The organism is Thauera sp. GDN1 (assembly GCF_029223545.1).
Classification (GTDB): Bacteria; Pseudomonadota; Gammaproteobacteria; order Burkholderiales; family Rhodocyclaceae; genus Thauera.
Genome location: NZ_CP097870.1, coordinates 1,402,466 through 1,427,859 on the forward strand (window position 1 = coordinate 1,402,466; position 25,394 = coordinate 1,427,859).

Consider the following 25,394-nt stretch of genomic DNA (forward strand, 5'->3'; position numbering starts at 1 on the left):
CACATGAAAAGACTCGCAGTGCTTCTTGCCACCGTGCTCGCCGGCCTTGCCGGCGGTGCCTGCAACACGGTGCACGGCATCGGGCAGGACATCTCGGCCACCGGCGAAATCATCCAGAAGGCAGTGAAATAAATGAACCCGTTTACCGTTCTCGACGGCCTGGTCGCTCCGCTCGACCGCGCCAACGTCGACACCGACGCGATCATCCCCAAGCAGTTCTTGAAGTCGATCAAGCGCAGCGGCTTCGGCCCCAACGCCTTCGACGAGTGGCGCTACCTCGACGTCGGTCAGCCCGGCCAGGACTGCAGCACGCGTCCGCTGAATCCGGACTTCGTGCTCAACCAGGCGCGCTACCAGGGCGCGCAGATCCTGCTCACGCGCGACAACTTCGGCTGCGGCAGCTCGCGCGAGCATGCGCCGTGGGCGCTGGAGGACTACGGCTTCCGTGTGCTGATCGGGCCGAGCTTCGCCGACATCTTCTTCAACAACAGCTTCAAGAACGGCCTCCTGCCGATCAAGCTGGATGCGGTCGAAGTCGACGAACTGTTCCGCCAGTGCGAGGCCAACCCGGGCTATCGCCTGAAGGTCGATCTCGCGGCGCAGACCATCACCCGCCCGGACGGCAAGGCGATCGCCTTCGACATCGACCCCTTCCGCAAGGAATGCCTGCTCAACGGCTGGGACGACATCGGCCTGACCCTGCGCCACGCCGACAGGATCCGCGCGTTCGAAGACAAGCGCCGCGCCGAACACCCGTATTACTTTGCCTGAGCCAGGATGGCTCACCGAACCAAGGAAGACGATTCGATGAAGATTTGCGTGCTGCCGGGTGACGGCATCGGTCCCGAGATCACGGCGGAAGCCGTGCGTGTGCTCGACGCGCTCGACCTCAAGCTGGAGATGGAGGAGGCGCTGATCGGCGGTTGCGCGGTGGACGCCACCGGTACGCCCTATCCCGAAGCCACCCAGAAGCTCGCGCGTGAAGCCGACGCGCTGCTGCTCGGCGCCGTCGGCGGCCCGAAGTGGGACACCCTGCCGCGCGAGCAGCGCCCCGAGCGCGGCCTGCTCGGCATCCGCAAGGACCTCGGCCTGTTCGCCAACCTGCGTCCCGCCATCCTGTATCCGGAGCTGGCCAATGCCTCCTCGCTGAAGCCCGAGATCGTCGCCGGCCTGGACATCCTGATCGTGCGCGAGCTCACCGGCGACATCTACTTCGGCCAGCCGCGCGGCATCGAGACGCGCGAGGTCGATGGCACCCGGCAGCGCGTGGGCTGGAACACCATGATCTACGCCGAGTACGAGATCCGTCGCATCCTCAAGGTGGCCTTCGAGGCGGCGATGAAGCGCGGCAAGCGCCTGTGCTCGGTCGACAAGATGAACGTGCTCGAGACCACCCAGCTGTGGCGCGACATCGCGATCGAGGTCAGCAAGGACTTCCCAGAGGTCGAGCTCACCCACATGCTGGTTGACAACGCCGCGATGCAGCTCGTGCGCGCGCCTAAGCAGTTCGACGTGATGGTCACCGGCAACATGTTCGGAGACATCCTGTCCGACGAGGCCTCGATGCTCACCGGCTCGATCGGCATGCTGCCCTCGGCCTCGCTCGACGCCAACAACAAGGGCCTGTACGAGCCCTCGCACGGCTCGGCGCCCGACATCGCCGGCAAGGGTGTCGCCAACCCGCTCGCCACCATCCTGTCGGCGGCGATGATGCTGCGCTATACCTTCAATCAGGAAGCTGCCGCGCAGCGCATCGAGAACGCGGTCAAGAAGGTGCTGGCGCAGGGCTGTCGCACCGGCGACATCTACGAGCCGGGCACGAAGCGGGTCGGCACGCGCGAGATGGGCGACGCGGTGCTCGCGGCCCTGTAAGCTGTTGCCTGCGCAGGATTTTTTCGAAGTACGTCTTTGTTGAGAGTGATGAACATGAATCGAGTCGGTCTGGTTGGCTGGCGTGGCATGGTCGGTTCCGTGCTGATGCAGCGGATGGTGGAAGAGGGCGACTTCGCCTTCATCGAGCCGGTGTATTTCTCCACCTCCAACGCCGGTGGCAAGGCGCCGTCCTTCGGCGGCAAGGAAGCGGCCGCGCCGCTGCAGGACGCGATGAACATCGATGCGCTGAAGTCCTGCGACATCGTGATCACCTGCCAGGGCGGCGACTACACCAAGGAAGTCTTCCCCAAGCTGCGCGCCACCGGGTGGAATGGCCACTGGATCGACGCCGCCAGCGCGTTGCGCATGAACGACGACGCGGTGATCATCCTCGACCCGGTCAACCGCAACGTCATCGATGCCGCGCTCGCCAAGGGCGGCCGCAACTGGATCGGCGGCAACTGCACCGTGTCGCTGATGCTGATGGGCCTGGGCGGCCTGTTCAGGCACGGCCTGGTGGAGTGGATCTCGGCGATGACCTACCAGGCCGCCTCCGGCGCCGGCGCGCAGAACATGCGAGAACTGATCAGCCAGATGGGCACCATCCACGACTCGGTCAAGGATTTGCTCGCCGACCCGGCCTCGGCCATCCTCGAGATCGACCGCAAGGTTGCCGAGACCATGCGCTCGGACGCCTTCCCGAAGAAGAACTTCCGCAACACCCCGCTCGCCGGCAGCCTGATCCCGTGGATCGACGTCCCGGTCGAGAACGGCCAGAGCAAGGAGGAATGGAAGGGCGGCGCCGAGTGCAACAAGATCCTCGGCAATCCGGCCTTCCGCAGCCCGGGCTCGATCCCGATCGACGGCCTGTGCGTGCGCATCGGTGCGATGCGTTGCCATTCGCAGGCGCTGACCATCAAGTTGAAGAAGGACGTGCCGCTCGACGAGGTCAGCGACATCATCGCCGGCGCCAACGACTGGGTGAAGGTCGTGCCCAACGATCGCGAGACCACCGAGCGCGAACTGACCCCGACCGCCGTCACCGGCACGCTGACCGTCCCGGTCGGCCGCCTGCACAAGATGGCGATGGGCCCCGAGTACCTCGGCGCCTTCACCGTCGGCGACCAGCTGCTGTGGGGCGCCGCCGAGCCGCTGCGCCGCATGCTGCGCATCCTGCTCGAGCGTTGAGTCTTTCGCTCGCATCGAGACAAAAGGGGGCTTCGGCCCCCTTTTTTTCGGTCTGGTCGTGGCGTCGGCGGTAATTCGTCACGCAGGACGCATGCGAATCAGGCCCGACTAATGCGGCTGGCGTCGGGAAATGCTAGATTCCGTGGCCGAACAGGGATCTCCGTCCCTTGCCGTACTGCTCAGTTCCGGGGGGAACGCGGTTTGAAATCGAACATGACAACGTCGCTCCGAGCCTCGCTGCTCGCCCTTTCCATCGCCGCGTTCCCGCTCTCCGCGCAAGCGGCGGGCCTGGGGCAGATCAACGTCTATAGCGGCCTCGGTCAGCCGCTGCGCGCAGAGATCCAGATCAGCGCCACCCCGCAGGAGCTGCAGTCCTTGAGCGCGCGCATCGCTTCCGCCGATGCGTTCCGGCAGGCGAACCTCAGCTATGGCGGCGCGGTCAGCGCCATCCGCGTCAGCGTAGACACCCGCGCTTCCCGTCCGGTGATCCGCCTCTCCAGCGACCGCCCGATCAACGATCCCTTCGTCGACCTGCTGGTCGAACTCAACTGGGCGACCGGTCGGATGGTGCGCGAGTACACCTTCCTGCTCGATCCGGTCGACATCGCTGCGCTGCGTCCGCTCTCCGCAGCGGTCGATACGCCGGCGGCGCCTCCCGTCGCGCGGCCCATCGCCAGCCGGGCTCAGCCCGCCCGCAGTGCGCCCGCGGCACGTGCGGTTCCGGAAAGCTACACCGTGCGCCGCGGCGACACCATGCACCGCATCGCCACCGCCAATGCCCATGCGGGCACGACGCTCGACCAGATGCTGGTCGCGCTCCTGCGCGCAAATCCCAAGGCCTTCGACGGCGGCAACATCAACCGCCTGCGCGCCGGTTCGGTGCTGAGCGTGCCGTCCGCCGACACGGTCAAGGCAATCGAGAGGGCCGAGGCGCGTCGCGAATTGCGCGCCCAGGCGGCCGATTTCGAAGCCTACCGTCGCGGCCTCGCGACTGCGGCCAGCACTCGGACGCCGGTCCAGCCTGCCGAGGCGGCGCAGGAAAGCGCCGGCAGGATCGTGCCGAAGGTGGACGAGCCTGCCCCGGCGACCGAGTCCGGCGACCAGGTCAAGGTCTCGCGCAGCGACAGTGGCGAGGACGCCGGGGCCGAGGCTCGTCTGCACGCCCTCGAGGAGGAGCTCACCAGCCGTTCGAAGTCGCTCGAGGAAGCCAATGAACGACTGGTGCAACTGGAGCGCAGCATTCGCGATCTGCAGCGTTTGCTCGAAGTGCAGAGCGGCACCATGGGGCAGTTGCAGGCCGGTGCCGGTGGCGCGGTTCCGGCCGCTCCGGCCGTCGTGACCGAGCAGGCCGCTGGCGAAGCAGCGAAGACGGGCGAGGCGACGGCGCCGGCCGCCGTGGCCGTGCCTTCAGCGCCGCCGGCGGCAACTGCACAGCCCGCGCCTGTCACGGCTCCGGCCCCGCGCCCCGCGCCGGTCGAGGCTCCGCCTGCGCAGGCCGGCTTCGTCGACGCCATGCTCGAGGATCCCGCCGTGCTCGCGGGCGGAGGCGGCATCCTCGCCCTCCTTCTTGCCTATGCGGGCTTCAAGTCACGTCAGCGCCGCAAGGAGGCCGAAGTCGAGGCGGCCGAGGCCGAGCTCGCCGCGTCGGAGGACGGCGTCGCAGGTCAGGGCGTGTTCTCGGGCACCGGCGGACAGAGCGTCGACACCGGTGCGATGAGCATCATGCACACCGATTTCGGCCAGACCGGGCTGTCCTCGATCGATACCGACGAGGGGGTCGATCCGGTCGCCGAGGCGGATGTCTATATGGCCTACGGTCGCGACGTGCAGGCCGAGGAGATCCTGCAGGACGCGCTGAAGGCCGACCCTGGGCGGGCGGCGATCTATGTGAAGTTGCTCGAGATCCATGCCCAGCGCAAGAACGGTCGCCAGTTCGAGGCGGTTGCGAGCGAGCTGTTCGCGCGCACCGGCGGGCAGGGCCGGGAGTGGGACAAGGCGGCTGCGCTGGGGCGCAAGCTCGATCCGGACAACCCGCTCTATGCCGCCGGGCGCGAGCCGTCCGCCGCCACGACGCAGCCGTCGTCCGCTGCCGGGACGCTCGCCGCCGCGGGCGCGGTGGCTGCAGGCGCGATGGCGAGTGCCTCGGCAGTTGCTGCCCCGGTCGCACCCGCGCCAGCGGACGAGCCGGCCAGCGCGGAGGAGGAGCCCAGGCTCGAGCTCTCGGCGCTCGATTTCACGACGGCCGGGCACGCCGAGCCCACCCCGCTGCCGCTGGCTGAAACCGGGCGTTCGCCCGCCGAGCCGATCCGCAGCGGTGCCGAAGTAGCGCCCGTGGTCGAACCGGTGGCCGCGGCTGAGGTGGTCGAGGACGCGCCTGTCGACGACTGGGCGGTGGATGTGGGTACGCTCGACTTCGAACTCGATTTCAACGAGCAGGCGTCTTCGGACGCCGCGCCCGGCGAGTCGGCGGAGGCCGCCGAGCCGGCCTTCGAGCTCGATCTGACCGCCGAGGCCTCGGCGGCCCCGGCAGAGGAACAGGGCGTGGCCAGCATGGTGTTCGATCTCGACATCGGCGAGCCGGAGGAGGTCGCGGCGGAATCGATGGCCGCGCCGGTCGTCGCAGCCGGCAACCCGGCGGTGCCCGTCGCCGATCTGGGGGCGGCAACGGTGATCGACGAGGACCTGGGGCGGATGCTGGCCACCGGGCTGGATTTCGAGCTTCCGGATCTGGAACTCGATTCCGCCGCGGATCGTTTCGATCTCAATGCCACGGTCATCAGCGATTCTCCGATCCATTATGGCGAGGACGACGGTGTCTCCGCCGGGCGGGCGGCCGCGGATGCCGCCAAGGGCGCACAGCCGGCGGTCGATCTCGACGCGACGAGCTTCGATGCCAGCCTGATCGATTTCGACTTCGACCTCGATGCGCAGGCCGCGTCGGGCGACACCCCGTCGGCTGTGCCTGCCGGGCTCGACCTGGCGTCGATCGATCTCGAGCTCGAGAATCTGGAGGAGCCGACGGTGACGGATGTCGATGCTGCTGGGTCGGCCGCCGAGCTGCCGGCGGGCGCGGACAGCGAGGAGGCCGAAACCAAGCTCGAGCTCGCCCGTGCCTACGAGGAAATGGGTGACAAGGAGGGCGCCCGCGAGCTGCTCCTGGAGGTGGTGAGCGAGGGCTCGGCGAGACAACAGGCGGCGGCGCGCGATATGATCGCCCGCCTGGGCTGAAGCCCCCGTCGCCAGGCCGCTCCGAGTCCGGGCTCGGGGTGGCCTGTTGCGTTTACCGACATGCATTCCGGCTTGATCCTGATTCTCTGGCTGGCGGCCGTGGCGTCGATCCAGCTTCTTTCGCCCGCTGCGCTTGCCGCCGTGGTGCCGCTCTGCCTGCTGGCTGCGGCGGTCCTCGCGCGCACGCGCTTCCTGCGTCTGTTGCGCAGGGTTCGCGTGCTGCTGCTGGCGATCGCGATCCTGTTCGCGTGGTTCACGCCCGGCGAGGCCTTGCTTCACGAGTGGCCGCGCCTGGGACCGACGCGCGAGGGGCTTGCGCTCGCCATGCTCCATGCCGGCCGCCTGGTTGCGGTGGTGTGCGCGGTGGCGGTCCTGCTCGAGCGCCTGTCGCTGCACAGGCTGGTCGGCGGACTGCATGCGCTCGCCCGCCCGCTTCGCCTGATCGGCGTGCCGCCGGAGCGCCTGGCCTTGCGCCTGCTGCTGGTGCTGCGCTACGTCGAGGCGTCGCCGCGCGGCCATGGGCGCGGCCAGTGGCGGGAATGGCTGCTGCCCGAGGGGGGCGAGGAGGATGGAATCGGGGCTGCGGAGGAGGTCGTCGTGCTGAATAGGGAACGGCTGGGAATGGCGGACGCGACGATCGCGCTCGCCGTGTTCGCCGGCCTGCTGTGGTGGAGCCTGCGATGAAGCGCATCGTGCTCGGCCTCGAATACGCCGGTGATGCCTTCTTCGGCTGGCAGAGCCAGGCTCACGGACGCACCGTGCAGGACGTGCTGGAAGCCGCGCTGGCGCAGATCGCCGCCGAGCCGGTCCGCCTGCACTGCGCGGGTCGCACCGACACCGGCGTGCATGCCAGCGCGCAGGTGGTGCATTTCGACACCCGTGCACAGCGTCCGTCCTCGGCCTGGGTGCGCGGCGTCAATGCGCTGCTGCCGCCGGCGGTGGTGGTGCGCTGGTCGGCCGAGGTCGGAGACGACTTCCATGCCCGCTATCTCGCCAGCGAGCGCCAGTACCGCTACATCCTCCACAACGCCCCGACGCGGCCGGCGATGCTCGCCGGGCGGGTGGGGTGGTTCCACCTGCCGCTCGACGAGGCGCGGATGGCGGCAGCGGCCGAATGCCTCGTCGGCACGCACGATTTCTCGTCCTTCCGTGCCGCGGGCTGCCAGGCCAGGACGCCGCTGCGGCTGATGCACGAGGCGCGGGTCACGCGCCAGGGCGATTACCTGTTGTTCGATTTCCGTGCCAACGGCTTCCTGCACCACATGATCCGCAACCTGGTCGGTGCGCTGGTCTATGTCGGCAAGGGGCGCTATCCGGTGGTGTGGATGCGCGAACTGCTCGCCGCGCGCGACCGCAGCCGCGCGGCGCCGACCTTCTCCCCGGACGGGCTCTACCTATGCGGCGTGACCTACCCGGCGCGCTGGCCGCTCCCCGGCGATGGGCGTATCATCGCGCTGCCCCAGCTACCCCTCGTCTGAATGACCCGTACCCGAATCAAGATCTGCGGCCTGACCCGTGCGCAGGACGTGCGCGCGGCCGTCGATGGCGGTGCCGACGCGATCGGCTTCGTGTTCTATCCGCCCAGCCCGCGCGCGGTCTCGATCGAGCACGCGGCGGAGCTGGTCGCGCTGCTGCCGCCCTTCGTGACGTCGGTCGGCCTGTTCGTCAATCCCGCGCCCGGCGAGGTCGATGCGGTGCTCGAACGCGTGCCGCTGCAACTTCTGCAGTTCCACGGGGACGAAGCGGAAGCCGAATGCGCGCGCTACGGACGACCCTGGATCAAGGCGGCGCGGATGCGGCCGGGGGTCGATCTGCTAGAATTCGCGGCTTCGCATCCGCGCGCCAGCGGCATCCTCGTCGACGCCTTCGTCGATGGTTACGGCGGCGGGGGCAAGACTTTCGACTGGACGCTGATCCCCGCAGGGTTCGCGCGTCCGCTCGTGCTGTCGGGCGGGCTGGATGCGGACAACGTCGTCGATGCCGTGCGTCGCGTCCGCCCGTGGGCGGTGGACGTGTCGAGCGGGGTCGAAAGTGCCAAGGGAATCAAGGACGCGGAAAAGATCGCCGCGTTCATCGCCGGAGTTCGACATGCAGATGGCTGACACGCCTTACCAGTTTCCCGATGCGAGCGGGCATTTCGGCCCCTACGGCGGCGTCTTCGTTTCCGAGACGCTGATGCCGGCCCTGGCCGAGCTGCGCGAGGCCTACGCGGCCTGCCAGAACGATCCGGAATTCGTCGCCGAGTTCGAGTACGAGCTCAAGCACTACGTCGGCCGCCCGAGCCCGATCTACCATGCCAAGCGCTGGTCGGGCATCCTCGGTGGCGCGCAGATCTACCTCAAGCGCGAGGACCTCAACCACACCGGCGCGCACAAGGTGAACAACTGCATCGGCCAGGCGCTGGTCGCCCGCCGCATGGGCAAGCCGCGCGTGATCGCCGAGACCGGCGCCGGCCAGCACGGCGTCGCCACCGCCACCGTGGCCGCGCGCTACGGCATGGAGTGCGTGGTGTACATGGGCTCGGAGGACGTCAAGCGCCAGGCCGCCAACGTCTACCGCATGAAGCTGCTCGGCGCCACCGTGGTCCCGGTCGAGTCCGGCTCGAGGACGCTGAAGGATGCGCTCAACGAGGCGATGCGCGACTGGGTGACCAACGTCGCCGACACCTTCTACATCATCGGCACCGTCGCCGGCCCGCATCCCTATCCGATGATGGTGCGCGACTTCCAGTCGGTGATCGGCAAGGAGTGCCTGGTGCAGATGCCCGAGATGGTGGGGCGGCAGCCCGACTGCGTGATCGCCTGCGTGGGCGGCGGCTCGAACGCGATGGGCATCTTCCATCCCTACATCGGCGTGCCGGGCGTGAAGCTGATCGGCGTCGAGGCCGCGGGCGACGGCCTGGACACCGGTCGCCATTCGGCTTCGCTGACCGCCGGCCGTCCCGGCGTGCTGCACGGCAACCGCACCTACCTGCTGCAGGACGAGGACGGGCAGATCATCGAGACCCACTCGGTGTCCGCCGGCCTCGACTATCCGGGCGTCGGCCCCGAGCACGCCTGGCTCAAGGACAGTGCGCGCGCCGAATACGTCGGCATCACCGATGCCGAGGCGCTGAAGGCCTTCCACGACCTGTGCCGGCTCGAAGGCATCATCCCCGCGCTCGAGTCCTCGCACGCGCTGGCCTACGCTGCCAAGCTGGCGCCGACCCTGCCCAAGGACAAGGTCCTGCTGGTCAACCTTTCCGGCCGTGGCGACAAGGACATGCACACCGTCGCCGAACGCTCCGGCATCCAGTTCTGAACCTGTCGCGGGCCGCTGATGCGGCCCGCAGTGTGATCGAGACATGTCGCGAATCCAGACCGTTTTCCAGCGCCTGCAGGCCGATGGCCGCAAGGCGCTGATCCCCTTCGTCACCGCCGGCTTCCCGGCGCCCGAGCTCTCCCTGCCGCTGATGCACGCGCTGGTCGAAGGCGGCGCCGACATCATCGAGCTCGGCGTGCCGTTTTCCGACCCGATGGCCGACGGCCCCACCATCCAGCGCGCCTCCGAGCGTGCGCTCGCGCAGGGCATGAGCCTGCGCAAGGTGCTCGAGCTGGTGCGCGCCTTCCGCGCCACCAACGCCGACACGCCGGTGGTGCTGATGGGCTACGCCAATCCGATCGAGGCCATGGGGCAGGAGCGCTTCGTTGCCGCCGCGCATGAGGCCGGCGTCGATGGCGTGCTGGTCGTCGATTACCCCCCCGAGGAATGCGTCGGTTTCGCCGCTACCGCCAAGGCGGGTGGGCTCGATCCGATCTTCCTGCTCGCGCCGACCTCGTCGGAGCAGCGCTTCGCCGACGTCGCCCGTGCGGGCAGCGGCTACATCTACTACGTTTCCCTGAAGGGCGTGACCGGCAGCGCGAAGCTCGACGTCGACGAGGTCGCACGCCGCATCCCGCAGATCCGCGCCGCGGTCGGCATGCCGGTAGGCGTGGGCTTCGGCATCCGTGACGCCGAGAGCGCGCAGCGCATCGGCGCAGTGGCCGACGCGGTGGTGATCGGCAGCCGCATCATCGAGGAAATCGAGAACAACCCGGGCGCCGAGGTCGCGCGCGTGACCGCGTTCATGCACGACATCCGTGTCGCGCTCGACGCCCTCGTACCGGGCAAAGGAGTCTGAGCATGAGCTGGTTGCAGAAGCTGCTGCCGCCGAAGATCAAGCGCGGCGACGCGTCGGGGCGCAACAAATCCATCCCGGAAGGTCTGTGGAGCAAGTGCGAGGGCTGCGAGTCGGTGCTGTACCGCTCCGACCTCGACGGCAATCTCGGCGTTTGCCCCAAGTGCGGCCATCACCACCGCCTGCGCGCACGCCGCCGCCTCGACCTGCTGCTCGACACCGAAGGCCGGGTGGAGATCGGCGCCGAGGTGACGCCGGTCGATGCGCTCAAGTTCAAGGATTCGCGCAAGTACCCCGAGCGCCTGTCCACGGCCACCGCCGACACCGGCGAGGCCGATGCGATGGTGGTGATGAGCGGCGCGATCAAGAGCATTCCGGTGGTGGTGGCGTGCTTCGAGTTCGAGTTCCTCGGCGGCTCGATGGGCTCGGTCGTGGGTGAGCGCTTCGTGCGCGGCGCCAAGGCCGCTTTCGAGCAGCGCGTGCCCTTCATCTGCGTGACCGCCTCGGGTGGTGCGCGCATGCAGGAGGGCCTGCTGTCGCTGATGCAGATGGCCAAGACGACCGCTTCGGTGACCCGGCTGGCGGAGCGCCGCCTGCCCTTCGTCACCCTGCTCACCGACCCGACCATGGGCGGCGTGTCGGCGAGCTTCGCCTTCATGGGCGACCTCGTGATCGCCGAACCCAATGCCCTGATCGGCTTCGCCGGCCCGCGCGTGATCGAGCAGACCGTGCGCGAGAAACTGCCCGAAGGCTTTCAGCGTGCCGAGTTCCTGCTCGAGAAGGGTGCGATCGACCTGATCGTCGATCGTCGCGAGATGCGCGACCAGCTCGCCACGCTGCTTGCGATGCTCAGCCGTCAACCCGCGGACGTGGTTGCCGACTGATGGCTGACGAGGTGCTGAGGTCGACAATGCCCGACAGCCTCGCCGGCTGGCTCGCGCTGCTCGAGGCGCGCCATGGCCAGCGCATCGAACTCGGCCTCGCGCGGGTGGCCGCCGTGCGCGAGCGGATGGCAGTGGACTGCGATGCGGTGGTGATCACCGTGGGCGGCACCAACGGCAAGGGCTCGTGTTGCGCGATGCTGGAGAGCATCCTGCTTGCGGCCGGCTACCGTGTCGGCTGCTATACCTCGCCCCACCTGCTGCGCTACAACGAGCGCGTGCGCGTGGATGGCAAGGATGCGAGCGATCGGAGCCTGGTCGACGGTTTCGCCGCGGTCGAGGCCGCGCGCGGCGACACGCCGCTGACCTATTTCGAACACGGCACGCTGGCCGCCTGGCACGTGTTCGCAAGTGAACGGCCGGACGTCGTCATCCTCGAGGTCGGCCTCGGCGGCCGCCTCGATGCGGTGAACGTGTTCGATTCCGACTGCGCGCTGGTCACCAGCGTGGCGATGGATCACATGGATTACCTCGGCGACACGCGCGAGGCGATCGGTCGCGAGAAGGCGGGCATCTTCCGCAGCGGCTGCCCGGCCGTCTGCGGCGACCCGCAGCCGCCTGCGAGCCTGGTGGAGCAGGCCGCCGCGGTCGGCGCGCAGCTGTGGATCAGCGGGCGCGACTTCGGCTTCGGCGGCGACCGCCAGCAGTGGGGCTACTGGCGCTATGCGCAGCCGCCGGCGCAGGGCAGCCTGGTCAAGCGCGGCGGCCTGGCCTATCCGGCCCTGCGCGGCGCCAACCAGCTGCTCAACGCCTCGGCGGTCATCACCGCGCTCGAATGCTTGCGCGCGCGCATCCCGGTGTCGATGCAGCACATCCGCCAGGGGCTGATGCTGGTCGACGTGCCGGGACGCTTCCAGGTCCTGGCCGGCCGGCCCAGCATCGTCCTCGACGTGGCGCACAACCCGCAGGCCGCAGGCGTGCTGGCCGACAACCTCGGCAACATGGGGTTCTACTCCGAGACCTGGGCGGTGCTCGGGATGCTGGCCGACAAGGACGTTGCCGGGGTCGTGGGACTGATGGCCGGGCGCGTGGATCACTGGCTGCTCGCCGACCTGCCCGGGCCGCGGGGGCTGGGCGCAGAGGCTCTGGCCGAAGTGGTGCGTGGGGTGAGCGACAAGCGCGACGTCCGCTGCTTCGGCTCGCCCGCCGATGCGTTTGCTGCAGCGCAAAAGGAAGTCGGCGAGGGTGATAGAATCGTCGTTTTCGGATCCTTCCTGACGGTGGCAGATGTGCTCGCAGCGATCAAGGCGGCAAGGCACTGACGAGGTTCGGCGGTGAGTGACACAGAGAATCTGGACATCAAGAAGCGGGCGCGGCGCCGGCTCGTCGGCGCGGTCGCGCTGGCGCTGCTCGCGGCCGTGGTGCTGCCGATGATCATGGACCAGGAGCCGCATCGAGCCGTGCAGGACATCCAGATCACGATTCCCGACCGCGACGCGGTCGCCGCGCTGCCGCGCCCGTCGCCCGCCGGCGAAAGCCAGCCGCCGGTCGCCGCGGTGCCGGTACCCGAGGACGACGAACTCGCCGCCAGTGACAAGGCCGCTGCGGCTGTGGCCGAGCCCGCCGCCAAGCCCGCCGCCAAGCCCGCGGCCGAGGCCGCCGCGGCGCCGGCGACGCCGCCGCGCTCGGCGCAGCAGCAGGCCCAGTCACCACAGCCTGCAGCGCCGCGTACCGAGCCGCCGCCGGCGAAGTCCCCAGCGGCACCCGAACCGCGGCCTGCCACCCCGTCCGCCGAGGAGGAGGCCAGGGTGCGGGCGATCCTCAGCGGGCAGGCGGTGCCGCCGCGCGGCGAATCCTTCGTGCTGCAGATCGGCGCCTTCAGCGACGCCGCCAAGGCCGCGCGCCTGGCCGAGGAGCTGAAGGCGAAGGGCTTCGCGGCCTACACCGAGCGCGCCGGCAACGTCACCCGCGTCCGCGTGGGCCCGATCGCCGGACGGGCGGCCGCCGATTCCGCCGCCGCGCGACTGAAGTCTGCCGGCCACCGCGCCGTTCTCCAGCCGCGCTGAACGATCGACGATGACGGTATTCGATTACGTCTTTCTCGCCGTGCTGGGGCTGTCGGCAGCCATCGGCATGTGGCGCGGCCTGGTCAGCGAGATCATGGCCGTGCTCGCCTGGGTGGCGGCACTCTTCGCCGCGTGGCGCTATAACGAACAGGCGGCGCAGGTGTTTTCGGGCCTGATCGTCGAGCCGGTATGGCGGCAGGTGGCCGGCGGCGCGCTGGTCGTGGTCGGTGTGCTGATCCTCGCCGCGCTCATCCGTTACCTGCTGCGCGAGCTGCTGCGCGCGGCCGGGCTGGGTGCGACCGACCGCTTCTTCGGTGCGCTGTTCGGCATCGCCCGCGGCCTGGCGATCGCCTTCGTCGTGGTGCTGATCGGCGGACTGGCCGGCGTGTCGCGCGAACCCTGGTGGACCCAGGCGCTGTTCTCGCCGCCGATGGAGTCGGCGGTGATCGCTGCAAAACCGTGGCTGCCCGTCGAGGTGGCCGACAAGATTCGATTCAGATAGGCGTTACTTCCATGTGCGGAATTCTCGGTGTCGTCGCCACCTCCCCGGTCAACCAGTTGCTGTACGACGGACTGCAGGTGCTGCAGCATCGTGGTCAGGACGCGGCGGGCATCGCCACCTCCGAAGCCGGACGCTTCCACATGCACAAGGGCTCGGGCCTGGTGCGCGACGTGTTCCGCACCCGGAACATGCGCAACCTGCAGGGCAACTGGGGCATCGGCCACGTCCGCTACCCGACCGCCGGCTCGGCCTACAACGCCGCCGAGGCACAGCCCTTCTACGTCAATTCGCCCTTCGGCCTGCTGCTGGCGCACAACGGCAACCTGACGAACTCGGAAGAGCTCAAGCGCGAGATGTTCCTGTCCGACCTGCGCCACATCAACACCAGCAGCGACTCGGAAGTGCTGCTGAACGTGCTGGCGCACGAGCTGCAGGCGGCCTGCAACGGCCTCAAGCTCGACGAGGAGGCGATCTTCCGCGCGGTGGCCGGGGTGCACCGCCGCTGCCGCGGTGCCTACGCAGTGGTGGTGATGATCGCCGGCTACGGCCTGCTCGCTTTCCGCGACCCCTACGGGATCCGCCCGCTGGTCATCGGCCGTAACGACTGCGAGGCCGGCACCGAATGGCTGGTGGCCTCCGAGTCGGTGGCGCTCGATGTGCTGGGCTTCCGCCTGCTGCGCGATGTCGCGCCGGGCGAGGCGGTGCTGGTCGATACCACCGGCAATTTCCACAGTCGCCAGTGCGCGACCAAGACGGTCCAGGCGCCGTGCATGTTCGAGTTCGTCTATCTGGCGCGTCCGGACTCCATCATCGACGGCGTGTCGGTCTATGAGTCGCGCATGAAGATGGGCGAGTTCCTCGCCGACAAGATGCGGCGCACGATGCCGAACGTGCATATCGACGTGGTGATCCCGATCCCGGACTCGAGCCGCCCGTCTGCGATGCAGATGGCGCACCGCCTCGACCTGCCCTTCCGCGAGGGCTTCGTCAAGAACCGCTACATCGGCCGCACCTTCATCATGCCCGGCCAGGCCACGCGCAAGAAATCGGTGCGCCAGAAGCTCAACACCATCCACCAGGAATTCAGGGGCAAGAGCGTGCTGCTGGTCGACGACTCCATCGTGCGCGGCACCACCAGCAAGGAGATCGTGAACATGGCGCGCGAGGCCGGCGCGACCAAGGTCTATCTCGCCTCGGCGGCACCCCCGGTGCGCTATGCGAACGTGTACGGCATCGACATGCCGACCCGCGCCGAACTGATCGCCTCCGACCGGACCGAAGCGGAGATCTGCGCCGAGATCGGCGCCGACGGCCTGATCTACCAGGAACTCGACGATCTGAAGGCCTCGGTGCGCGCCCTCAATCCCGCGATCAGCTTCTTCGAGACCTCCTGCTTCGACGGCCAGTACATCACCGGCGACATCACCGTCGAGTACCTGAACGGGGTCGAGCACCAGCGCAGCGAGGCCAAGCCCTCCAAGGCCGACAGCGGCGACGATGCGGACGACGGCCAGCTCGACCTGAACCTCGCCTCGGGCGGCGAGCGCTGATCGCCAGCGGCTTCCTCCGCCCGGCCCCAACCGCAGCACGAACACGAAGAACGACATGAGCCTCCCCGACTTCCCGGCCTACCATCCCGACACCCTGGCTGTGCGCGCTGGCATCGAACGCACGCCCTTCGGGGAGCACGGCGACGCGATGTACCTGACCTCGAGCTTCGTGTTCGAGAGCGCGGCGCAGGCGGCGGCGCGCTTTTCCGGTGCCGAGGAGGGCTACGTCTACGCGCGCTTCTCCAATCCGACAGTGACCGCGATGCAGACCCGGCTCGCCGCGCTCGAGGGCGGCGAGGCATGCATCGCCACCGCGTCCGGCATGTCGGCGATCATGTCGCTGGCGATGGCGACCCTGCAGGCGGGCGATCACGTGGTGGCCTCCAACGGCCTGTTCGGTGCCACCCAGCAGCTCTTCGGCGGCATCCTGTCGAAGTTCGGCATCGCCACCACCTTCGTGCCGGCCACCGAGCTCGACGCCTGGCGTACCGCGATCACGCCGCGCACCAGGCTGTTCTTCACCGAGACGCCGTCCAATCCCCTCACCGAGGTCATCGACATCGCCGGCGTGGCGGCGATCGCACGCGAGGCCGGGGTGCTGTTCGCGGTCGACAACTGCTTCTGCACGCCGGCGCTGCAGCGCCCGCTGGAACTGGGCGCCGACGTGGTGGTGCATTCGGCGACCAAGTATCTCGACGGCCAGGGCAGGGTGCTCGGCGGCGCGGTGGTCGGCAGCAAGGCGGTCACCGACGAGGTGTTCAAGTTCCTGCGCACCGCCGGCCCGACGCTGTCGCCATTCAACGCCTGGGTGATCCTGAAGGGCCTGGAGACGCTGCGCATCCGCATGCAGGCCCAGTCGGCGAGCGCGCTGGAACTGGCGCGTTGGCTCGAGTCGCAGCCCGGCGTCGCCCGTGTCTATTATCCTGGGCTGGAATCCCACCCCCAGCACGCGCTCGCGATGCGCCAGCAGAAGAGCGGGGGCGCGATCGTCAGCTTCGACGTGAAAGGCGGCCGCGATGCGGCGTGGAAGGTGGTCGATTCCACCCGCCTGATCTCGATCACCGCCAACCTCGGCGACACCAAGAGCACCATCACCCATCCGGCGACCACCACCCACGGCCGCATCAGCGCGGAAGCACGTGCCACTGCGGGCATCGGCGACGGCCTGCTGCGAGTCGCGGTCGGGCTGGAGGACGTCGAGGACCTGAAGGAAGACCTGGCGCGCGGCCTGGCGCGGGGATAAGCGCGCATCCCGCAGCCATCGCGATGTACGGATAGGGGAGGGCGCCCTGCGGGCGGACCCTCCCCGTTTTTTCATCAACCTCCCGCCGTCTTTCCTGCTAGCGGGGAGAACGTCGAGTCGTCGTTCGCCACGATGCGGCGCACTCAGTACTCGAGTACGCGCGGCAGTTCCTTGGCCTGGGCGACCCACTTGACGACGTCCGCCTCGGGCGGGACGCGGCGGGTCAGCTTCTTCTCGGCATTGACCTCGGCCAGCGTGGCAGCCAGGTTGGCCGGCGCGCGACGGGCGAGGGCGGGCACGGTGTCGACGCCGGCGGCCTCGAGCAGCTGCGCGTAGTCCGCGCCGACGCCGCTGATGCGGTAGAGGTCGGCCATGTTCGCGAACTTCAGCACCTGGCCGGCGGAGATGCCGGTGGCCTCGGCCAGTTTGGCGCGCGCCGCCGGCGTGGTGCTGGCAGCGAGCAGCGAGTCGGTGTCCTTGACGCCGGCATCACGGAATTTCTTGCCGATCACTTCGCCGATGCCTTCGATGTCTTCGATCCTGTAATTCGCCATCGTCCTGCCTCCATGGTCTGTTCCGGAATGGTGAACGCGACGATGCGTGCCGGTCGACCCCGCCATCCGCATCGATTCCACGTATGACGATGATAACCCGCGATCCGCGCAGGATCGCTCTGATCGTGCAACGGCCGCGCCGGGCAGCGGCCGCCGGCGCTGCCGGCGTGACGAACGTGTCGTCGTGGCCGCCTCAGGCGGTGGTCCCGTCGCCGGTGGTGAAGCGCTTGCCGTCGAAGGCGAGCCAGCGCGCCGTGCCGCGCCAGTCGGCGAGGACGTGGCGCACGCAGTCGCGACCGTCGATGCGCAGCTGGTGCCGGTCGGGGCGGTGCGTGTGGCCATGGATCAGCGTCGGATAGCCGTGCGCGCGCAGCAGCGCCGCGACCGCGTCGGCATTGACGTCCATGATCTCCATCGACTTGCCGGCCTTGGCGGCTTCGCTCTTCTGCCGCAGCGAGGCGATGAAGGCCTTGCGCGCGGCCAGGGGCTGGGCCAGGAAGCCGGCCTGCCAGGCGGGATCGCGGACCTGGCGGCGGTAGGCCTGGTAGGCGAGGTCGTCGGTGCACTGCGCGTCGCCGTGGGCGAGCAGCACTACCGGGGCGCTGTCGCCTTCGCCGAGACGCACGCGTGCCGGATCCTCGAGCAGGGTGGCGCCGATCGCGCCTGCGAAGTCCGCGCCGGCGAGCAGGTCGCGGTTGCCGGTCATGAAGAACACGGCGGTGCCGGCGTCGGCCAGGGCGCGGATCGCGGCGGCGATGGCGGCGTTGAAGGGCGTGGCGAGGTCGTCGTCGCCGGCCCAGTATTCGAACAGGTCACCGAGGATGAAAAGGCTCGCCGCCTCGCGTGCCGGGCCCTGCAGGAAGCCGAGGAAGGCGTCGACGTTGGCCGGCTCGTCCTCGCTGAGGTGCAGGTCCGAAATGAACAATGCCGGAAGCCCCGCATGCGCGGCTTCCGGCATTCCGTAGGCTGCCCCGCCCGGGCGGGCGGGGGAGGGAGTGCGATCGGGCACGATCAGACGACTTCGGCGCGCTCGATGACCACGTCTTCCTTGGGCACGTCCTGGTGGAAGCCGCTGGAGCCGGTCTTGACCTTGCGGATGCTGTCGACGACGTCCATGCCTTCGCTCACGCGGCCGAACACGCAGTAGCCCCAGCCCTGCAGGTCGGGCGAGCGGTGGTTGAGGAAGTCGTTGTCGGCGACGTTGATGAAGAACTGCGCGGTGGCCGAGTGCGGCGCCTGAGTGCGCGCCATGGCGATGGTGCCGCGCTCGTTCTTGAGGCCGTTGTCGGCTTCGTTCTTGATCTGCTCGCCGGTCGGCTTCTGGTTCATGCCGGGCTCGAAGCCGCCGCCCTGGATCATGAAGCCGTCGATGACGCGGTGGAAGATGGTGTTGTCGTAGTGGCCGGCCGCGACGTAGGCGAGGAAGTTGGCGACGGTGACGGGCGCCTTGTCGGCGTCGAGTTCGAGGGTGATGACGCCGTGGTTGGTGTGCAGCTTGACTGCCATGTGTGTTCTCCTGGATGAACCGGTCTCTGGCCCGGCCGCGGCGCGGCCGGCGTGGGCCATGCCGGGCGGCGCGGCCCGGCACGATGGATCTTGCGCTTACTTGGCCGGCTTCTTCGCCGGCTTGACGGTTTCGAGCACGCGCGCGCTCTCGATGACGACCGCCTCGACCGGCACGTTCTGGTGGAAGCCGCGGTTCGCGGTCTGCACCTTGCCGATCTTCTCGACCACCTCCATGCCCTTGACCACCTTGCCGAACACGGCATAGCCCCAGCCGTCGCGCGAGGGGTAGTCGAGGAAGGTGTTGGGCACGAGGTTGATGAAGAACTGTGCGCTCGCCGAGTGCGGGTCGGCGGTGCGCGCCATGGCCAGCGTGCCGGGTTCGTTCCTGAGGCCGTTCTTCGCCTCGTTCTCGATCGGCGCGCGGGTGCTCTTCTGCTTCATCTCGGCGTCGAAGCCGCCGCCCTGGATCATGAAGCCGTCGATGACGCGGTGGAACACGGTGCCGTCGTAGAAGCCGTCCTTGACGTACTGGACGAAGTTCTCCGCCGACTTGGGCGCCTTGTCGGCGAAGACCTCGACGACGATCTCGCCCTGGCTGGTCTTCATCTCGACCATGGGGTTGGCGGCCAGCGCGCTCAGCGCGGTGCTGGCGAGTGCGGCGAAGGCGATCAGGTGCTTTTTCATGGAATCTCCGGTGTTCTGCCTGCAGCCGCGGCCCGGGCGGGGCGGCAGAGGTGATTGTGATGCGGTCGGCGCGGCGGCGAATGCCCGTGCGCGTCGGCTGCGGTGGGCCCGCCCGCCGCAGGTCGACCCGCGACGGGCCATCGTTGCCGCGGTGGAGGAACCCGACGGCAACGGCCCGGCGGACGAAATGGCGGCCCCGCCAGCCATGGTATATTTGCGCCCTTCCAGCACGGGCTTGCGGCCGCTGAACGGCGCCAGATTCTAGCAACAAGCCCCACCCCTAACAATCGCGCTGCCGGCGTGGTTTTCCCTCCCGTTTATCCGTCATCCCGATGCTCTCGATCTACAACACCCTGTCGCGCAACAAGGAAGTCTTCACCCCGATCGACCCCGGCAAGGTCCGCATGTACGTGTGCGGCATGACGGTGTACGACTTCTGCCACCTCGGCCATGCGCGGGTGATGGTCGTGTTCGACATGGTGGCGCGCTGGCTGCGCGCGAGCGGGCTCGACGTCACCTACGTGCGCAACATCACCGACATCGACGACAAGATCATCCGTCGCGCGCAGGACAAGGGCGAGACCATCCGCCAGCTCACCGACCGCTTCATCGCCGCGATGCACGAGGATGCCGATGCGCTCGGCGTGCTGCGCCCCGACCACGAGCCGCGCGCCACCGACTACGTCGCGCAGATGCAGTCGCTGATCTCGCGCCTCGAGGAAAAGGGCCTGGCCTACGTCGCCGCCAACCGCGATGTGTGCTACGCGGTGCGAAAGTTCGAGGGCTACGGCAAGCTGTCGGGCAAGTCCCTCGACGAACTGCGCGCCGGCGAGCGCGTCGACGTGGCCCAGGACAAGAACGATCCGCTCGACTTCGTGCTGTGGAAGCACGCCAAGGTCGAGGAGCCGGGCGAGGTGAAGTGGGCGTCGCCCTGGGGCGAGGGCCGGCCGGGCTGGCACATCGAGTGCTCGGCGATGAGCTCGGAGCTGCTCGGCGAGCATTTCGACATCCACGGCGGCGGCATGGACCTGCAGTTCCCGCACCACGAGAACGAGATCGCCCAGTCCGAGGGCGCGCACGGCCACGCCTTCGTCAATTACTGGATGCACAACGGCTTCGTGCGCGTCGATGACGAGAAGATGTCGAAGTCGCTCGGCAACTTCTTCACCATCCGCGAGGTGCTGCAGAAGTACGACCCCGAGGTGGTGCGCTTCTTCATCCTGCGCGCGCACTACCGCAGCGCGCTGAACTATTCCGACGCCCATCTCAAGGACGCCCGCAACGCGCTCACCCGCCTGTACACCGCGCTCAAGAACGTGCCGGTGCAGGGCGAGGCGGTGCCCGACTGGAGCGAGGCGCACGCGCAGCGCTTCCGTGCGGCGATGGACGACGACTTCAACACCGCCGAGGCGGTGGCCGTGCTGTTCGAGCTCGCCAACGAGGTCAACCGCTGCGCCTCGCCGGCGCTCGCCGCGCAGCTGAAGGCGCTCGGCGGCGTGCTCGGCCTGCTCGGCCGCGAGCCGCAGGCCTTCCTGCAGGCGGGCGCGCCGGATGCGGCGGGCGGGGTGGATGCCGACGCGATCGAGGCGAGGATCGCCGAACGCGCCGCAGCCAAGAAGGCGAAGAACTTCGCCGACGCCGATCGCATTCGTGCCGAGCTGCTCGAGGCCGGCGTGATCCTCGAGGACGGTCCTGGCGGGACGACCTGGCGGCGCGCCTGAGCGAGGAGGGAAGAAGCCGTCCGCGATGGATGCGGCGCTCCGGTCGCGATTTCCCGGCAGCCCGAAACATCGTAAGAACGCCCGCCCTGCAATGCAGGAGCGGGCGTTCTCGCTTTTGGGGGGTGGGGCCCGCTCGCACGGACCGCAGACCGCCTGGCCGGCTTCAGTTCCCGAAGAAGTCCCGCACCTTGTCCATCCAGCCCTTGGCCTTCGGATTGTGACGGTCGGCGTTGCCGCTGGAGATCTCCTCGAACTCGCGCAGCAGCTCCTTCTGGCGCTCGGTGAGGCTCACCGGGGTCTCGACCACGACGTGGCACATCAGGTCGCCATGGACGTGGCTGCGCACGTTCTTGATGCCCTTGCCGCGCAGCCGGAAGACCTTGCCGCTCTGCGTCTCGGCGGGGATCTTGAGCCGTGCCATGCCTTCCAGCGTCGGAATCTCGATCTCGCCGCCGAGTGCCGCAACCGTGATGCTGATGGGCATCTCGCAGTGCAGGTCGTCGTGGTCGCGTTCGAACACCGCATGCTTGCGGATGTGGATCTCGACATAGAGGTCGCCCGGCGGGCCGCCATTGACGCCCGGTTCGCCGTGACCGGCGTGGCGCAGGCGCATGCCTTCGTCGATGCCGGCGGGGATCTTCACCTCGAGCGTCTTCTGCTTCTTCACCCGGCCAGCGCCGCCGCAGTCGCGGCAGGGGTCGGGGATGATCTTGCCGCTGCCGTGGCACTTCGGGCAGGTCTGCTGGATCGAGAAGAAGCCCTGCTGCACGCGCACCTGGCCGTGGCCGTTGCAGGTCGGGCAGGTCTTGGGCTGGGTGCCGGGCTTGGCCCCGCTGCCGTTACAGGTGCCGCATTCCTCGACGGTGGGGATGCGGATCGTCTTCTCGGCGCCGCGCGCCGCCTCCTCGAGCGTGATCTCGAGGTTGTAGCGCAGGTCGGCGCCGCGGTAGACGTTCGAGCGCCCGCCGCGGCCGCCGCCGCCGAAAAGGTCGCCGAAGATGTCGCCGAAGGCATCGGCGAAGCCGCCCTCGAAACCCTGGCCGCCCGCGCCCATCGACGGGTCGACGCCGGCGTGGCCGTAGCGGTCGTAGGCGGCCTTCTTCTGCGGGTCGGAGAGCATCTCGTAGGCCTCCTTGGCCTCCTTGAATTTCTCTTCCGCGTCCTTGTTGTCCGGATTGCGGTCCGGGTGGTGCTTCATGGCCAGCTTGCGGTAGGCCTTCTTGATCTCGTCGTCGCCGGCGTCGCGGTTGACGCCGAGGACCTCGTAGTAATCCCGTTTGGACATGGTGCTGCGCTCAGTCTGGTCTCAAGCAAAGGCCGAGCCGGCGCCGGAGCAGTGCTCCGGCGGGGCTCGGCCGCGAAGGATTCGCCAGAATGACGATTACTTCTTGTCCTTCACTTCGGTGAATTCGGCATCCACCACGTCGGCGTCCTCGGCCTTGCCGCCGGCCTGCTGGCCGCCGGCCGCGCCCTGGGCACCGCCTTCGGCCTGGGCCTGGGCGTACATCTGCTCGCCGAGCTTCTGCGCGGCCATGGCCAGGGCCTGGCTCTTGGCTTCGATCGTGTCCTTGTCACCGCTCTTGATGGCCTCTTCGGCGTCCTTCATCGCGGCTTCGATCGTGGCCTTCTCGTCGTCCGACAGCTTGTCGCCGTACTCGCCCATCGCCTTCTTGGTCGAGTGGATCAGCGCGTCGCACTGGTTGCGGGCGTCGACCAGTTCGTGCGCCTTCTTGTCTTCCTCGGCATGCGCCTCGGCGTCGCGCACCATGCGCTCGACTTCCGCGTCCGACAGGCCGGAGTTGGCCTGGATCTTGATCTTGTTCTCCTTGCCGGTGGCCTTGTCCTTGGCCGACACGTGCAGGATGCCGTTGGCGTCGATGTCGAAGGTGACCTCGATCTGCGGCATGCCGCGCGGCGCCGGCGGGATGTCGGAGAGGTTGAACTGGCCCAGGCTCTTGTTGCCCGAGGCCATCTCGCGCTCGCCCTGCAGCACGTGGATGGTCACCGCGCTCTGGTTGTCGTCGGCGGTCGAGAACACCTGCGAGGCCTTGGTCGGGATCGTGGTGTTCTTCTGGATCAGCTTGGTCATCACGCCGCCCAGGGTCTCGATGCCCAGCGACAGCGGGGTGACGTCGAGCAGCAGCACGTCCTTGACCTCGCCCTGCAGCACGCCGCCCTGGATGGAGGCGCCGACGGCCACGGCCTCGTCCGGGTTCACGTCACGGCGCGGTTCCTTGCCGAAGAACTCCTTCACGCGGTCGATCACCTTGGGCATGCGGGTCTGGCCGCCGACCAGGATCACGTCGTCGATGTCCGAGACCTTGAGGCCGGCGTCCTTCAGCGCGATGCGGCAGGGCTCGATCGAGCGCTCGATCAGGTCCTCGACCAGCGACTCGAACTTGGCGCGGGTGATCTTGATCGCCAGGTGCTTCGGGCCCGAGGCGTCGGCGGTGATGTAGGGCAGGTTGATCTCGGTCTGCTGGCCGGAGGACAGCTCGATCTTGGCCTTCTCGGCGGCTTCCTTCAGGCGCTGCAGCGCGAGCACGTCGTTCTTGAGATCGACGCCCTGTTCCTTTTTGAACTCGGTGACGATGTAGTCGATGATGCGCTGGTCGAAGTCCTCGCCGCCCAGGAAGGTGTCGCCGTTGGTGGCCAGCACTTCGAACTGGTGCTCGCCGTCGAGATCGGCGATCTCGATGATCGAGATGTCGAAGGTGCCGCCGCCGAGGTCATACACCGCGATCTTGGAGTCGCCCGGCTTCTTGTCCATGCCGAAGGCGAGCGCAGCCGCGGTCGGCTCGTTGATGATGCGCTTGACCTCGAGGCCGGCGATGCGGCCGGCGTCCTTGGTGGCCTGGCGCTGGCTGTCGTTGAAGTAGGCCGGCACGGTGATGACGGCCTCGGTCACTTCCTCGCCGAGGTAGTCCTCGGCGGTCTTCTTCATCTTGCGCAGGATCTCGGCGGACACCTGCGGCGGCGCGATCTTCTTGCCGCGCACTTCGACCCAGGCGTCGCCGTTGTCGGCCTTGGCGATGGTGAAGGGCATCATCGCGATGTCCTTCTGCACTTCCTTCTCCTCGAAGCGACGGCCGATCAGGCGCTTGATCGCGAACAGGGTGTTCTTGGCGTTGGTGACCGCCTGGCGCTTGGCCGGCGCGCCGACCAGGATCTCGCCGTCTTCGGCGTAGGCGACCACCGAGGGGGTGGTGCGCGCGCCTTCGGAGTTCTCGATGACCTTCGGCTTGCCGCCTTCCATCACGGAAACGCAGCTGTTGGTGGTGCCGAGGTCGATGCCGATGATCTTGCCCATGAGTGTTCCTTTTCAGTCTGTATTCGGGGAGGCGCGGCGGGTTGCGCGCCGGTCTGGTTCGAATATGGGGCGGCGCGTTCCGCTTTCAAGCGCGCCGCGACAAATTGCTGGCCGCCCTTACTGGCTCTTGCCCTTGGACACCATCACCATCGCCGGACGGATCACGCGCTCGTTGAGCAGGTAGCCCTTCTGCAACACGGTGACCACGGTGTTGGCTTCGGCGTCGGCCTCGACCATGCTGATCGCCTGATGCTTGTTGGGATCGAACTTCTGGCCGAGCGGGTTCTCTTCGTTCAGGCTGGCGCCCTCGAAGGCCGAGACGAGCTGACGCAGGGTGAGCTCGACGCCTTCACGCATCTTTTCCACGGTCTGGTTCTCGGTGGCGAGCGCAGCCTCCAGGCTGTCCTTGACCGGCAGCATCGCGGTGGCGAACTTCTCGGCAGCGAATTTGCCCGCCTTGACGATGTCTTCCTGGGCGCGGCGGCGCACGTTCTCGGTCTCGGCCTTGGCGCGCAGCCAGGCGTCGTGGTGCTCGGCCGCCTTCAGCTCGGCCTGGCGCAGCGCCTCCTCGAGATTGGGCATGCTGTCGATGCCGTTCTCCGGCGCGGTGTCGGCCGCCGCGGCCGCGGCATCGAGGCCGATGTCGGCGGGCTGTTCGGCGGAGGTCTGGCTGGCCTGGTTCGGGTCCTGCATGTCGGTCTGGCTCCCTGTTGATTCCTGAAACAGCCGGGTACTTTGGGGCGTAGTGCGCCAGTTCAAGAGGGGAGGGAGGAAAAAAGAACGGGCGCGGTGAGCCCGGCCCGGTCTTGGACTCCGGGGTCCGGTTCCGGGGTCTGCGGCGCCCGGCCGCGAACGGACGCGCACAGGCGACTTGCGGGTCGGCCACCGCGCCTGCGGCCGCCTTCGATCTGAGGGAGGTGCTGGCGGCGTGGT

Annotated in this window: 24 protein-coding genes; 17 read left to right on the forward strand and 7 right to left on the reverse strand. The window is 68.4% G+C overall.

What is annotated here, in order from left to right:
• The first annotated feature begins 3 nt into the window (after positions 1-3).
• The 16 genes from CKCBHOJB_RS06400 (at position 4) to CKCBHOJB_RS06475 (ending at position 16,686) form a co-directional block, all read left to right on the forward strand.
• Entirely contained in the window at positions 4-132 is a 129-nt protein-coding gene (locus CKCBHOJB_RS06400) for an entericidin A/B family lipoprotein (protein ID WP_281051159.1), read from the forward strand.
• The gene (leuD, locus tag CKCBHOJB_RS06405; RefSeq protein WP_281051160.1) at positions 133-771 is read left to right on the forward strand and encodes a 3-isopropylmalate dehydratase small subunit; all 639 of its coding nucleotides are present in this window, start codon (positions 133-135) and stop codon (positions 769-771) included. It begins immediately after the preceding gene.
• Positions 772-807: 36 nt separating this feature from the next.
• Positions 808-1,872 carry a 3-isopropylmalate dehydrogenase gene (gene leuB, locus CKCBHOJB_RS06410; protein WP_281051636.1) on the forward strand — a complete coding sequence of 355 codons (1,065 nt, stop codon included), beginning with the start codon at positions 808-810 and terminating at the stop codon, positions 1,870-1,872.
• Positions 1,873-1,926: 54 nt separating this feature from the next.
• The gene (gene asd / locus CKCBHOJB_RS06415) at positions 1,927-3,060 is read left to right on the forward strand and encodes an aspartate-semialdehyde dehydrogenase (RefSeq protein WP_281051161.1); all 1,134 of its coding nucleotides are present in this window, start codon (positions 1,927-1,929) and stop codon (positions 3,058-3,060) included.
• A gap of 111 nt (positions 3,061-3,171) precedes the next feature.
• A complete protein-coding gene (locus CKCBHOJB_RS06420) occupies positions 3,172-6,288 on the forward strand; it encodes a FimV/HubP family polar landmark protein (protein ID WP_348634861.1) in 3,117 nt (1,038 codons plus the stop codon).
• A gap of 72 nt (positions 6,289-6,360) precedes the next feature.
• Complete coding sequence (locus tag CKCBHOJB_RS06425; RefSeq protein WP_281051162.1) at positions 6,361-6,972, forward strand: CbiQ family ECF transporter T component; 612 nt, start codon at positions 6,361-6,363, stop codon at positions 6,970-6,972.
• Complete coding sequence (gene truA / locus CKCBHOJB_RS06430) at positions 6,969-7,766, forward strand: tRNA pseudouridine(38-40) synthase TruA (RefSeq protein ID WP_281051163.1); 798 nt, start codon at positions 6,969-6,971, stop codon at positions 7,764-7,766. The genes CKCBHOJB_RS06425 and truA overlap by 4 nt, the downstream gene beginning before the upstream one ends.
• Positions 7,767-8,390, forward strand: coding sequence for a phosphoribosylanthranilate isomerase (locus CKCBHOJB_RS06435; RefSeq protein ID WP_281051164.1), 624 nt, complete (start codon positions 7,767-7,769; stop codon positions 8,388-8,390).
• Positions 8,377-9,588 carry a tryptophan synthase subunit beta gene (trpB, locus tag CKCBHOJB_RS06440; protein ID WP_281051165.1) on the forward strand — a complete coding sequence of 404 codons (1,212 nt, stop codon included), beginning with the start codon at positions 8,377-8,379 and terminating at the stop codon, positions 9,586-9,588. Before CKCBHOJB_RS06435 ends, trpB begins: the two co-directional genes overlap by 14 nt.
• Positions 9,589-9,631: 43 nt before the next feature.
• The gene (gene trpA / locus CKCBHOJB_RS06445; protein WP_281051166.1) at positions 9,632-10,447 is read left to right on the forward strand and encodes a tryptophan synthase subunit alpha; all 816 of its coding nucleotides are present in this window, start codon (positions 9,632-9,634) and stop codon (positions 10,445-10,447) included.
• 2 nt (positions 10,448-10,449) lie between these two features.
• The gene (gene accD / locus CKCBHOJB_RS06450; RefSeq protein ID WP_281051167.1) at positions 10,450-11,328 is read left to right on the forward strand and encodes an acetyl-CoA carboxylase, carboxyltransferase subunit beta; all 879 of its coding nucleotides are present in this window, start codon (positions 10,450-10,452) and stop codon (positions 11,326-11,328) included.
• Positions 11,328-12,647, forward strand: coding sequence for a bifunctional tetrahydrofolate synthase/dihydrofolate synthase (gene folC / locus CKCBHOJB_RS06455; protein WP_281051168.1), 1,320 nt, complete (start codon positions 11,328-11,330; stop codon positions 12,645-12,647). Before accD ends, folC begins: the two co-directional genes overlap by 1 nt.
• 12 nt (positions 12,648-12,659) lie before the next feature.
• On the forward strand, positions 12,660-13,391 hold the full coding sequence (locus CKCBHOJB_RS06460) for an SPOR domain-containing protein (protein WP_281051169.1): 732 nt from the start codon (positions 12,660-12,662) through the stop codon (positions 13,389-13,391).
• Between the two features lie 10 nt (positions 13,392-13,401).
• Positions 13,402-13,893 (forward strand): CvpA family protein, encoded by a 492-nt coding sequence (locus tag CKCBHOJB_RS06465; RefSeq protein WP_281051170.1) that lies wholly within the window; start codon positions 13,402-13,404, stop codon positions 13,891-13,893.
• 11 nt (positions 13,894-13,904) lie between these two features.
• Positions 13,905-15,443 carry an amidophosphoribosyltransferase gene (purF, locus tag CKCBHOJB_RS06470; protein WP_281051171.1) on the forward strand — a complete coding sequence of 513 codons (1,539 nt, stop codon included), beginning with the start codon at positions 13,905-13,907 and terminating at the stop codon, positions 15,441-15,443.
• A gap of 55 nt (positions 15,444-15,498) precedes the next feature.
• Positions 15,499-16,686, forward strand: coding sequence for an O-succinylhomoserine sulfhydrylase (locus CKCBHOJB_RS06475; RefSeq protein ID WP_281051172.1), 1,188 nt, complete (start codon positions 15,499-15,501; stop codon positions 16,684-16,686).
• Between the two features lie 143 nt (positions 16,687-16,829).
• Here CKCBHOJB_RS06475 and CKCBHOJB_RS06480 read toward each other — a convergent pair whose 3' ends face one another.
• From CKCBHOJB_RS06480 to CKCBHOJB_RS06495, 4 genes are all read right to left on the reverse strand, one after another.
• Positions 16,830-17,240 carry a DUF4332 domain-containing protein gene (locus CKCBHOJB_RS06480; protein WP_281051173.1) on the reverse strand — a complete coding sequence of 137 codons (411 nt, stop codon included), beginning with the start codon at positions 17,238-17,240 and terminating at the stop codon, positions 16,830-16,832.
• 193 nt (positions 17,241-17,433) lie between these two features.
• The gene (locus tag CKCBHOJB_RS06485) at positions 17,434-18,198 is read right to left on the reverse strand and encodes a UDP-2,3-diacylglucosamine diphosphatase (RefSeq protein ID WP_281051174.1); all 765 of its coding nucleotides are present in this window, start codon (positions 18,196-18,198) and stop codon (positions 17,434-17,436) included.
• Positions 18,199-18,251: 53 nt separating this feature from the next.
• Complete coding sequence (locus CKCBHOJB_RS06490) at positions 18,252-18,746, reverse strand: peptidylprolyl isomerase (RefSeq protein ID WP_281051175.1); 495 nt, start codon at positions 18,744-18,746, stop codon at positions 18,252-18,254.
• A 96-nt stretch (positions 18,747-18,842) separates the two neighbouring features.
• Complete coding sequence (locus CKCBHOJB_RS06495) at positions 18,843-19,361, reverse strand: peptidylprolyl isomerase (protein ID WP_348634865.1); 519 nt, start codon at positions 19,359-19,361, stop codon at positions 18,843-18,845.
• A 401-nt stretch (positions 19,362-19,762) separates the two neighbouring features.
• Here CKCBHOJB_RS06495 and cysS point away from each other — a divergent pair, with 401 nt between their 5' ends.
• Positions 19,763-21,151, forward strand: a complete 1,389-nt coding sequence (gene cysS, locus CKCBHOJB_RS06500; RefSeq protein WP_281051177.1) for a cysteine--tRNA ligase — start codon at positions 19,763-19,765, stop codon at positions 21,149-21,151.
• Between the two features lie 163 nt (positions 21,152-21,314).
• Here cysS and dnaJ read toward each other — a convergent pair whose 3' ends face one another.
• From dnaJ to grpE, 3 genes are all read right to left on the reverse strand, one after another.
• Positions 21,315-22,436, reverse strand: coding sequence for a molecular chaperone DnaJ (gene dnaJ / locus CKCBHOJB_RS06505; RefSeq protein ID WP_281051178.1), 1,122 nt, complete (start codon positions 22,434-22,436; stop codon positions 21,315-21,317).
• Positions 22,437-22,532: 96 nt separating this feature from the next.
• Positions 22,533-24,461: a molecular chaperone DnaK gene (dnaK, locus tag CKCBHOJB_RS06510; protein ID WP_281051179.1), complete on the reverse strand. Its 1,929-nt coding sequence runs from the start codon at positions 24,459-24,461 to the stop codon at positions 22,533-22,535.
• Between the two features lie 117 nt (positions 24,462-24,578).
• The gene (grpE, locus tag CKCBHOJB_RS06515; RefSeq protein ID WP_281051180.1) at positions 24,579-25,154 is read right to left on the reverse strand and encodes a nucleotide exchange factor GrpE; all 576 of its coding nucleotides are present in this window, start codon (positions 25,152-25,154) and stop codon (positions 24,579-24,581) included.
• Between the last annotated feature and the right edge of the window lie 240 nt (positions 25,155-25,394).